Origin of the sequence: Streptomyces sp. NPDC059371, assembly GCF_042751995.1 — a bacterium.
GTDB lineage: Bacteria > Actinomycetota > Actinomycetes > Streptomycetales > Streptomycetaceae > Streptomyces.
In genome coordinates, this window is the sequence record NZ_JBHYXD010000012.1 from 1 (window position 1) to 10261 (window position 10261).

The 10261-nt window shown below is 71.2% G+C and carries 9 protein-coding genes; 4 read left to right on the top strand and 5 right to left on the bottom strand.

The window, feature by feature from the left end; translation table 11 throughout:
- Positions 1 to 485: 485 nt before the first annotated feature.
- Positions 486 to 686 carry a barstar family protein gene (locus tag ACFXGX_RS09750; RefSeq protein ID WP_384787571.1) on the bottom strand — a complete coding sequence of 67 codons (201 nt, stop codon included), beginning with the start codon at positions 684 to 686 and terminating at the stop codon, positions 486 to 488.
- A gap of 263 nt (positions 687 to 949) precedes the next feature.
- Here ACFXGX_RS09750 and ACFXGX_RS09755 point away from each other — a divergent pair, with 263 nt between their 5' ends.
- Both ACFXGX_RS09755 and ACFXGX_RS09760 read left to right on the top strand, forming a co-directional pair.
- Positions 950 to 1885: an alpha/beta fold hydrolase gene (locus tag ACFXGX_RS09755; protein WP_384787279.1), complete on the top strand. Its 936-nt coding sequence runs from the start codon at positions 950 to 952 to the stop codon at positions 1883 to 1885.
- 294 nt (positions 1886 to 2179) lie between these two features.
- A complete protein-coding gene (locus ACFXGX_RS09760) occupies positions 2180 to 2956 on the top strand; it encodes a hypothetical protein (RefSeq protein WP_384787282.1) in 777 nt (258 codons plus the stop codon).
- Here the strand turns inward: ACFXGX_RS09760 and ACFXGX_RS09765 are convergent.
- Both ACFXGX_RS09765 and ACFXGX_RS09770 read right to left on the bottom strand, forming a co-directional pair.
- On the bottom strand, positions 2886 to 4556 hold the full coding sequence (locus tag ACFXGX_RS09765) for an MFS transporter (protein ID WP_384787285.1): 1671 nt from the start codon (positions 4554 to 4556) through the stop codon (positions 2886 to 2888). The two genes, ACFXGX_RS09760 and ACFXGX_RS09765, sit on opposite strands and share 71 nt — an antisense overlap.
- A complete protein-coding gene (locus ACFXGX_RS09770; RefSeq protein WP_384787288.1) occupies positions 4553 to 5767 on the bottom strand; it encodes a M20 family metallopeptidase in 1215 nt (404 codons plus the stop codon). Before ACFXGX_RS09770 ends, ACFXGX_RS09765 begins: the two co-directional genes overlap by 4 nt.
- 110 nt (positions 5768 to 5877) lie before the next feature.
- Here ACFXGX_RS09770 and ACFXGX_RS09775 point away from each other — a divergent pair, with 110 nt between their 5' ends.
- The gene (locus tag ACFXGX_RS09775) at positions 5878 to 6954 is read left to right on the top strand and encodes an Lrp/AsnC family transcriptional regulator (RefSeq protein WP_384787292.1); all 1077 of its coding nucleotides are present in this window, start codon (positions 5878 to 5880) and stop codon (positions 6952 to 6954) included.
- Between the two features lie 97 nt (positions 6955 to 7051).
- Here ACFXGX_RS09775 and ACFXGX_RS09780 read toward each other — a convergent pair whose 3' ends face one another.
- Together ACFXGX_RS09780 and ACFXGX_RS09785 are read right to left on the bottom strand one after the other, a co-directional pair.
- Complete coding sequence (locus tag ACFXGX_RS09780; protein WP_384787295.1) at positions 7052 to 7846, bottom strand: hypothetical protein; 795 nt, start codon at positions 7844 to 7846, stop codon at positions 7052 to 7054.
- Positions 7847 to 8004: 158 nt separating this feature from the next.
- A complete protein-coding gene (locus ACFXGX_RS09785) occupies positions 8005 to 9261 on the bottom strand; it encodes a cytochrome P450 (protein WP_384787298.1) in 1257 nt (418 codons plus the stop codon).
- 612 nt (positions 9262 to 9873) lie between these two features.
- Between ACFXGX_RS09785 and ACFXGX_RS09790 the strand changes: the two genes are divergently transcribed.
- Positions 9874 to 10149, top strand: a complete 276-nt coding sequence (locus ACFXGX_RS09790; RefSeq protein ID WP_384787301.1) for a hypothetical protein — start codon at positions 9874 to 9876, stop codon at positions 10147 to 10149.
- Positions 10150 to 10261 lie beyond the last annotated feature (112 nt).

A 10261-nucleotide genomic window follows, 5' to 3' on the forward strand; every position in this document is an offset into this window, starting at 1 on the left:
AGCTCTCGGCTCCGCTCGAGCAGGGGGGACCCCCCATGACGCCGCCGGGCCCGCCCGCCGGGCGGACGACGCGACTTTGCGGACACGACCTAGGCCCAGAGGCTGATCGTCCCCCAGGCGCCCATCAGCAGCGTCTCCAAGAGCCTCGACATGGCGGACGGAACGCGTCACGACGGAGGCCAAGGCAGCCCTGCGGCGCGCCGACGCCGAATGCCTGCGCGTGAAGCAGGGACTGCCCCCGCTGCCGCCGGAGCCGGCATCGGGCGAACCGCCTGGCCGGTCGAGGGACGGGCCGCCGTCACTGCCGCCCAACCGCGGCAACGGAAACACGCCGGACGGAACGGCAGCCGAACCGCAGCCCTGAACCGCCCCCGCACTCGTCGGCCCCGCTCACACCCCCGGAGCGGAGCCGACTCGCGTACCGGCGATCAAGGGCATGGGACAAGCGTTGCTCTCCGCTCGCAAAGAAGCGCTTGTATCCCTTTTCAACGTGCGAGCGGTGCGCGACGCGCCGTCGCGGGACCCGATGAGGCTTGGCGGCAGCCGCCGGCCTGCGGCTGCCCGAAGATGCGTTGGAGCCGAGGAACCCCAGCGCAGGTGAATGGCGTGGAGGCGCCCCAGCCGCCGATCAGGCAGTCGTCCAGAGCGTCCAGGTTCCAGCCGAAGTAGCCGCCGGGAACCGGCAGGCGGTGGTCACGTCAGGAGGCCGTACGGCACGACGTGCCGAGACGTGAAACGCCTGGCGGTCGTGTTCTTCGGCCGAGGCCTGGCCGGCAGCGGCAGGCAGCCCCCGCGTACCACGAGACCGTGATCACTTGCGGGGGTTAACCCCACCGCTCTCACTCGCGTCAGCCGCATCACCGACACGCGTGCCAGCCGGATTCTGTGATGAATCGATTCACCGAATGATGGATGCCACAGCCCGACACCCCTCGTCCGAAGGATCAGCATGTCCCGCGCTACGCCCAGCCGCCGGTTCGTGAACCGTGCCCTGTCGGTCCTCGCTCTTACGGCATTGACTGCCGGCGCTCTCACGGCCTGCGGCGACCACGACTCCGCTTCCCGCCACTCGACCTTGCCGTCCACGACCTCGTCCGCCTCCCCGGGGACGGGCCGGGCGGGCACGACGGAGCTGCACATGATCGACAACGGCGGTCACCGTCTGGCCTTCCACGTGACGCAGGGCGACAGCTCCGTCATCGTCCTGGACTCGGGCGGCGGCGAGGACTCCTCCTACTGGAAGGACCTCGTCCCCAGGCTGCACGCCGCCACCGGCGCCACCGTCATCACCTACGACCGGGCCGGACTCGGCAAGAGCGACGTGGTGCCCGGTCCGTGGAGCGTCGAGAGTGCCGTCAGTGACCTCGAGTCGGGGCTGCGGCAGTTGGGAGTCACCAAGAACGTGACCTTGGTGTCCCACTCCCAGGCCGGCGAGGTCGCGACCTACTTCGCCAAGAACAACCCGCAGGTGCTGTCCGGCGCGGTCCTTGTCGACGCCAACCTGCCGCCCCTCTTCACGGATGAGGAGATCGCCCGCCTCGTGGCACTCAGCGGGCCCCAGGTCAACGCGGCGAAGAAGGCTCCGGACAAGCCGCAGAACCGCCAGCTCATCTCCACCGCGGCGAGCTTCGTCGCGACGAACAAGGCCTATCACAAGGTCGCGTGGCCGAACGAAGTGCCGGCAACGGTCATCGTCTCGGAGAAGACCCCGTTCGACGGCTCTCCCGAGGACGCTCAGCGCTGGCGGGACGCCGCCGCCTCGTTCGTGCAGGACGGGCCCCACCGAACGCTCGTCACCGCCAAGGGCAGCTCCCACGACGTCCCGAAGGACCGTCCCGAGCTCGTGCTGAAGGAGATCGAAAGGATGGTCGCCGCACAGCACTGACCCCACACAGCACTGACCCCACCACTCAAACAGCGCCCGGCAGTTACCGGGAGCAGGTCTTGGGGTGCCCCCGAATCGGTTGTCATGGGGTCGGTGCGCGCGTCGGCCGACCCCGCGTGATCGCGGGGCCCCCACGGGCGGCCCCGCTGCTGTTCTCGGTGGGCGTCCGCTGGGCGCTGCCGCTGAACGCGGCCTTGTTCCGCGGATGGCCGATCCCTGCTCCTCGGCCAGTTCCGTGGTGCAGACTGCTGGTCGAGACGCAGGGGCGGGTGCGGGCGACGGCGGGGGGCGGTCGTGGGGGAGGACTTGACGGTCAACCTCGTGGCCTCGCTGCTGGCGTTCGCCGTCGGCTGGCTGGGCCGTGCCCTTGTGCACTACTACCGGACGAAGGTTCCGGCCGCGCGTGTGTGGCGGCTGGACCGCGGCCGACGGGTGATGGTGGTCGTGGGGGAGTCCGGCCGGGCGTCGTCCGCGTATCCGAAAATCCATGAGGCCGATGCCCTCGCCGCCATGAATCTGCGACAGTTTCTCTCCCAGGATCTGCGGCTGCACGAGGCCGTGACGGTCAGGGCCAGGGCGTTCACCATGGCTTCGGACGCCGAGGAGAACCTGGTCGTGATCGGCGGGCCGGCACACAACGGAGTCTGGCAGTTGATGGCCGACCGGCTCAACGCCCCTTACTCCTTCCGGCAGTTCTCCGACGACTACCGCATCGTGGGCGCGGAAGGCAGCGAGGAGTACGGGGAGTCGGAGAGCGGCGCGACGACACGTGTGGACCACGCGATCGTCCTGCTGGCACGCAACCCCTTCGCGGCCGGAAGCCGCCTCGTCATGATCGCGGGCTGCGACACCCTGGCGACGTCGGGAGCGACCCAGCTCTTCGCCCGCGCCGAGATCCGCAAGCTGGCGAAGGCGTACGACACGAGGTCACCGCTGGCGCTCGTCGTGCGCGTGGAGAGCGTTGCCGGATATGTGCGCCCACCTGAGGTCGTGGCCGCCGTCAACTTCTCGCAGGCTTCCGCTGTTCGTACCGACCCCGACCCCGACTCCGACCCCGACCCGCGATCCTGACGCGCACTCGGCGCCTGCTCCCCGACCGAACGGCCCGCAGCACTGCTCTACTGCCTGACTGGTCACCCAGCCGTCGTCCCGGGGGTTCAGTCGATCCCCGAAGGCGTACTGCGGGCGCTGATCGCCGGCCCGTCCGTCCCGAACGGAGGAGCCCGAGTGCCGAGACCCTCCCGCCGCCCGTGCCGTGCCCGGCCACCGCGGCGATCGCGCCGAGCCCGCACACGGCGCACAGCAGCCAGACCGCCGTGTATCCGCCCTCGTACGGCGTGGTCCCGCCGGGCCTCGTGTGTGATGCCAGCAGAGAGGCGACGGCGCCGCCCGAGACTGCTCCTCCCACGGTCTTCACGTTGTTGTAGAGCGCCGAGGCGACGCCGGTGTGTTCCGGCTCCGTGGCCTCCACGATGACGGTGGGCATGGCACCCAGCGCCGCGCCGATACCGGCGCCGCAGACCGCAACGGCAGCCGCCACCTCCACCACCGTGTCGTGCAGACAGCCCAAGGCGAGGAAGCCGGCCGCCATGAGACCGAAGGCGGTCATGAGAGTGCCCCGGTAGCCCAGGTGCCGGGCGATCAAGGCGGTGCAGCCGGAGGTGAGCAGCGCCGCGACGGCCCCGGGCAGACTGACCAGTGAGATGTCCAGCGCGGTGAGCCCGAACCCGTAACCGTCCGTCGCGGGATCGGCGGCCAGGAACGTCGCGTTGGGCGACTGGCTGCCGAAGTACATGACACCGAAGAAGAACGAGACCAGATAGAGCCGGGCCACGCCACGGCCCTTCATGGCCCTGAGGTCCACCAGCGGTGCCGCGCACCGCAGTTCCCTGCGCACCCACGCGCAGATCAGGACGGCGAAGAGGAAGAGCGGGAGGAGAACGCCCGCCGACAGCCAGCCGTCGTGGTCCACACGGGAGACACCGCCGAGCAGGGAGAGCAGCGAGAGGCCGAGCAGAGCCGCGCCCGGCCAGTCGGGTCGGCCGACGGCCCGCGGGACACTCTCCGGGATGAAGAGGAAGCTCACCGGCACACACAGCAGCGCGAAGAACGCCGGTACGAGCAGGACGAGTTGGACGCTGTGGACGGCCTTCGCCGTCGCGCCCATGACCACGGCGCCCAGCAGGCTGCCCAGCGTCAGCGCGCCCACCAGTCGCGCGATGGCCCGCCGAGCCTGATCGACCGGGAGCCGGTCGCGGACCAGAGCGATCTCGAGCGGGAGGAGCGCCACGAGCGCGCCCTGGAAGACCCGCCCGAGCAGGAGGACCGGGAAGCCGGGGGCGAGCGCGACCAGCAGGGTGCCGACGGCCACCGCGGCGATGGCGACACGCAGCATCCGGCGATGCCCGTACAGGTCGCCGAGCCGGCCGAAGGCCGGCACCATCACCGCCCCGGCCAGCAGTTGGACCGACACGATCCAGTTCAGCGTGGAGTCCCCGATCCCGAGGTGTTCGCCGAGTTCGGGCAGGAGCGGTGTGATCCCCGTCTGGAGAAACCCGCTCATCAGCTCGAAGAGGACGAGCAGTCCCACGACAGCGGTGACGGAGGTGGGCGCGGCCGGGTCCTGGCCGTGGCGGGCTTCCTCCGGCGAGGGGGAGGAGGTCTCTGTCATACGGACCGGCCCCCCGCCGCGTGGCGGTCGAGGGCGCGCACGGCGAGTGTGGCGAGGAGCAGCGCCTGGTCGGGCAGCACCCGGTCGTCGTACACCGCCTGCGGGGAGTGGTTGACGGGCGCGGTCGCGGGATCGCGTTCGGGTGGGCACGCGCCCACCGCGAGGAAGGCGCCGGGCACCGCGTCGAGCACAAACGAGAAGTCCTCGGACCCGGAGACCGGACGGGGTGTCTCGAACACCCGGTGCGGGCCGAAGAGGTCGAGCGCCGTCTCCAGGGCGAAGGCCGCCTGGTCCGCGGAGTTGACGGTGGCCGGGTACTGCCGGGTGTAGTCGAGCCGTACGTCCACACCGTGGGCCCGCGCGATGCCCTGGAGGGTGCGCTCGACCATGCCCTGGACCTGGTCGCGGGTCGGTTCGGAGTAGGTGCGCACGGTCGCCCCGAGCTCGGCCATGTCGGGGATCACGTTGCGGGCGGTGCCCGCGTGGAAGGTACCCACGGTGATCACTGCCGGGTCCTGGACGTCGATCTCGCGTGCGATCCGGGTCTGAAGGGCGGTCACCATCTCGGCGGCGGCGGCCACGGGATCCCGGGTCAGGTGCGGCATCGAACCGTGTCCGCCCCGGCCGATCACGGTGACGTCGAACGCGTCGCTGGCGGCCAGCAGGGTGCCGGGGCGGGTGGTGACGGTGCCCATGGGGACCTGGGTCGAGAAGACGTGCAGGCCGTAGGCGGCCACGACCCGTTCGCCGGCCGCGTCCAGCACTCCCTCCTCGACCATGATGCGGGCGCCGCCGTCGCCCTCCTCGCCGGGCTGGAACATGAACACGACGTCTCCGGCGAGCTCCTCGCGGTGGGCGGCGAGGAGCGTCGCCGCACCCACCAGGCCAGCGGTGTGCAGGTCGTGGCCGCAGGCGTGCATCAGACCGGGGTTCTCGGAGGCGTACGGCAGTCCTGTGTCCTCGTGGACCGGCAGAGCGTCCATGTCGCCGCGCAGCAGTACGGCGGGACCCGGCCTGCCGCCCCGCAGGACGGCCGTGACCGACGACAGGTCCTTGCCCAGGGTGATCTCCAGGGGGAGCTCCTGCAGGGCCGCGAGGACCTTCTCCTGGGTGCGTGGCAGGTGCAGGCCGATCTCGGGATCACGGTGGAGCCGACGGCGGAGGTCGGTGAGGTCGGCGAGGAGAGCGGCGGCGTCTGAGTGCTGGAACATGGCCGGTATCGTGCGAGGGCGGGCACGCATCGGTCTCGGAACGACGGCATCAGCCATTCATCCATGATCATTTGCAGGTATCCGCCGTCGTACGGAAAGGAAGCGCGGACATGCTGGACGAGCTGGACTATCTCCTGATCACGGCCCTCCAGCACGCGCCCCGGGCCGACTGGCGGCGGATCGGCGCGGCACTGGACGTGGACGCGACCACGGCCGCCCGGCGCTGGGCCCGGCTGACCGAGTCCGGCCTCGCCTGGCTCGGCTGTCACCCCAGTCCCGCGCTCATCGGCGAACTGATCGTGGCGTTCATCGAGGTCGACTGCGTGTCGGGAAAACTCCACCAGGTGTGCGAGCGGATCCTGGACGACCCTCCGCTCTTCAACATCGAGCACACGACCGGGGCGCGGGACCTGCTGCTCACCGCCGTCTTCCGCTCCCAGGCCCAGCTCGCCCGCTACGTGGGCTTTCGCCTGAGCGGGCTCGACGGGATCGCCGCGACGCGCACCCAACTGGCCACGGCGCTCCACACGGAGGGCAGCCGCTGGCGACTGGACCGGCTGGCCGAGGAACGCCGGGGCATGCTGCGCGCGGACCGCGAGCTGCCGACGCGGGGCGCGATCCTGAACCAGTCCGATCTGGACCTGATCCTGCTGCTCTCGCAGGACTGCCGGCAGAGCGTCGCCCGGCTGGCCGAGCGCAGCGGACTGAGCCCGACCACGGTCCGGCGGAGGCTCGACCGGCTGGACGCGGCCAGGGCGATCTCGTACCGCTGCGAGGCCGCCCGTTCCGTCTCCGGCTGGCCGGTGAGTGCCACGCTGTGGGGGATCGCCCCCGCCGCGGAGACCGCCAGGATCACGGCCCAGCTCTCGGGGATGCGGGAAACCCGCCTGTGCGCGACGCTGTCGGGCCCGCACAACCTCATGGTCACGGCGTGGCTGCGCTCCATGGGGGACGTCCAGTCGTTCGAGGCGGCGCTGGCGCAGCGGTTCCCCGAACTCACCATCGCGGACCGGGCCATGACGCTCTGGCAGCTCAAACACGCCGGTGAGGTACTGGACCCGGAAGGGCGCCGTCTGCGAACGGTGCCATTCTCGGACACGTGGGACGACCAGGAGGCGGGCGCCGCGGAGAGCGAACTGCTGAACCGTATGCGCGGCCCCGCTCCCATCCCGGTCCGTCCGGTCTGAGACGCCGCGCCACCACCCTCCCGGAGGCGCCGAGTTGGTCAGGAACACGGAGTGAGACGGGGGAGAAGCGGCCATCGCGAGCAGGACAGTCGTGAGGCTACCCACTGATCGGCGGCCATTCCGTGAGTGCGTACCCCTCGTATGCGCCTCCCGTGGTGCAGCGCGCTCCCCATGGTGCCTGCCAGGCATACAGCCCCTCGGAGTCCAGGACGCCGAAGACGCACGAGTGGGTGGAGCCGACGGTGAAGACCACGATGCCGTTTCTGACGGTGATCGACTGCCGCGCGTCGGAGGGGGCGTCGGCCTCGCGCAGTGTGGCTTCGACGGCCGCCGTGGCGGAGGGAGAGTTGGCCGGTGTCGACGAGCCGTGCTGCGTGATGCGCGACGCGAGACTCCCCATGTCGTCCTGAGAGCGGAGACCGCCGGACGGTGCCGCGAGTTCCTTCGGGCAATCCACGACCCTGTGCTTGATCGTGTGCACATATCCCTGCCAGGAGAACTCGTAACAGACCAGGACCTTGGTCGACTCATCGGCGTCGAAGCTGAACTTCGGGACGGCGGCACCTGGTACGGACATCAGCACATCGAAGTCCCGGCGCCCGCCGCCGGTATGGGTTCGGACGTCGATCAACGTGCCGCCGAAGCGCTCCGCCACACGGTCGAGGACGGGCTCACTGCTGCGGCTGAATCCCCCTAAAGGCGAGCTGAAGTTGGCGTGCAGCGCGTCCTCCACGGTCGCCGCACGACGGGCGGCGTCGGCCCGTGCGCGGCCGGTGTTCTCGGGGTCGTGCAAGGGGCTGATCCAGTAGAGGCCGAAGACCGCGCTCGCCACCACGGCCAGACAGCCCACGCCACGACCGCGCCGCCCACGCCCCGTACCGGTTCTCGTCACCGGTTCAGTGTGGTGTCGGCGACGGTCTCTGTCCTGAGTAGGAGTACTCACGTACGTCCCGCGCCGCCGAATCGAAGTGCACACCCATGGGTTTCGCGGACGCCTCACGGGGCTGCCGGTGGGTGCGAGCTGAATGCCGGCCGGGGGCTTCTCGCTCCTCAGGCCCGGCTGCCCGGCTGGACAGGCAGCGCCGCCAGTCGGCGGTGCAAATAGCCGCCGCCCCACGTCAGTTCGTTCAGCGGTACCGCCGGCTCCAGTCGGCTCCAGCGGCCCAGGATCGCCGTCAGGGCCACCGTGAGCTCAAGGCGGGCCAGTGCCGATCCGGGGCAGTAGTGCGGACCGAGGCCGAAGGACAGGTGGCGTGCGGCGGAACCGCGGCCCGGGTCCAGCGTGCCGGGGTCGGCGTGGCAGCGCGGGTCGTGATTGGCCGCGGCCACGGACAGCAGGACACCGCTGCCCGCCGGAATGACCGTGTCGCCGAACCGGACGTCCTCCAGCGCCACCCTCTTGGTGCTGAAAGGGCCCGGGGTGTCCCAGCGCAACAACTCGTCCACCGCGCGCGGAATCCTCGACGGCTCGTGGCGCAAGGACTCCTGTACGTCGTGGTGGCCGAGCAGCGCCACCAGGCTCATGCCGATCGCCTGAACCGTGCTGTCGAAGCCGGCCAGAAACAGCATCGCCAGGAGGGAGGCGACCTCGTCCTCGGTCGCGCCGCCCTGCTGGTGCCACGCGACCAGGACGCGGGAGACGACATCGTCGCCCGGAGAGGCTGTGCGGCGGCCCATCTCGCCCCGGACGAACGCGTCGATCCGGGCCACGCTCTCCTCGACGGCCCGGGCGGAGCACCCCGCCTTGTCCGCCAGGAGTGCCACCGGCTCGTACAGCGCGGCCCGCTCCTCCTCGCGCACCTCGAAGACCTCGCACAGCGACCGGAAGGCGAACGGGCGGGCGAAGGCGTCCATCAGCTCGACCGGTCCCTGCCCCCGCGCCGCGTCCGCCGCGTCGAGGAGTTCAACGGCGTTGAGCTCGATGCGTTCGCGGTGGGCGGCCATGCGCGCCGGGGTGAGCGCCGGCGTCGCCAGACGGCGGATCCGCGTGTGGTCCGGCGGGTCGTAGTTCACCAGCGTCACGTCCAGGGCGCGTCGGCGTACGTCCGGGTCCGGGACGTGGCCGCCGCTCAAGGAGAGCCGGGGGTCGAGGAATCCGGCCCGCACGTCCTCGGCACGGGTCACCAGCCATGCCGGCCGTCCGGCGGGCGTCCTGATCCGGGCCACGGGACACGTCTCCCGGATCTCCGCCAGCGTCTCCTCCGGACGGGCCAGGAACCCGGCCCCCAGCGGCTCCGGCAGCCGCTGCCCTCGTGCCGGTGCCGGCGGGGCGGACGGCGCGGCCGTGACGACGGGCTCGGTGTCCATACGGAGGCGTCCTCTCGCGGTCGCGGGGTGTGCGGCGGTCAGCGTAGGAACGACCGGTTGCCCGCCGGTTGGGGCCTGGTGGGATTCCGGTATGCGGCCGGCCGCGCCCGGCCTCGCTGACGGGGGCCGTGATGTGCCTCGGCTGTCCCGCCGTAGTCCTGTGAACGGTGCCCTGATGTGCCTCGGCCGTCCCGCCGTGTTCCTGTGAGCGGTGCCCTGATATGCCTCTGCGGTCCCGCCGTAGTCCTGTGAGCGATGTCGTGATGTGGCTCGACCGCCCAGACCGCCCCGCCCGGCCACGGCATGTTCATGTCCCCGGACGAGGTCCTCGACATCGCCCGCCGGGGCGCCGAACTCGGCTGCCCTACTCCAGTGAGCGACGCCCTGATGTGCCGGGTGCGGCACTCCGCACCGACGGGAAGCGACACCCCCGGTCGCCTCCGCCACTTTCTCCGCTCGACGACCACAGGCAGCGCCCCACACCCCCACCAGGCATTTCACCACGGCCCAACCGGCCATGAACCGGTGCCGAACCCCCTCCTCCTAGCTTCCTGCCGGTCGGCGAACCGCTGCCGCCCGTCGTCCCGAACGCCCGTCGTATGGAGGACCAACATGGCCGAGAACGTCGAGCCCAACGAGGAGACCACCGAGACCCCCGCGGAGGAGACTCCCGAGGTCGTCGCACACGCCGCGTCGAACGTCGCCTGGTGCGGGGTGCACCAGGAGACCGCCGCCGACGAGCCCGAAGTGGTCGCGCACGCCGCGTCGAACGTCGCCTGGTGCGGCGTCCACCAGGAGACCGCCGCCGACGAGCCCGAGGTGATCGCCCACTCCGAGGAGGGCGAGGACACCCCCTGGTGCGGCGTCCACCAGGAGCACAACGCCTGATCGGCTCACCACCGGCGCGGTCCACCCCGGGGCGGGGGGGGGCGAGGCCCCCCCCCCCCCGGCCCCGCCCCCCCCCCCCCAACCCCAACCCCCCCACCGAGTGTGGGGAGGG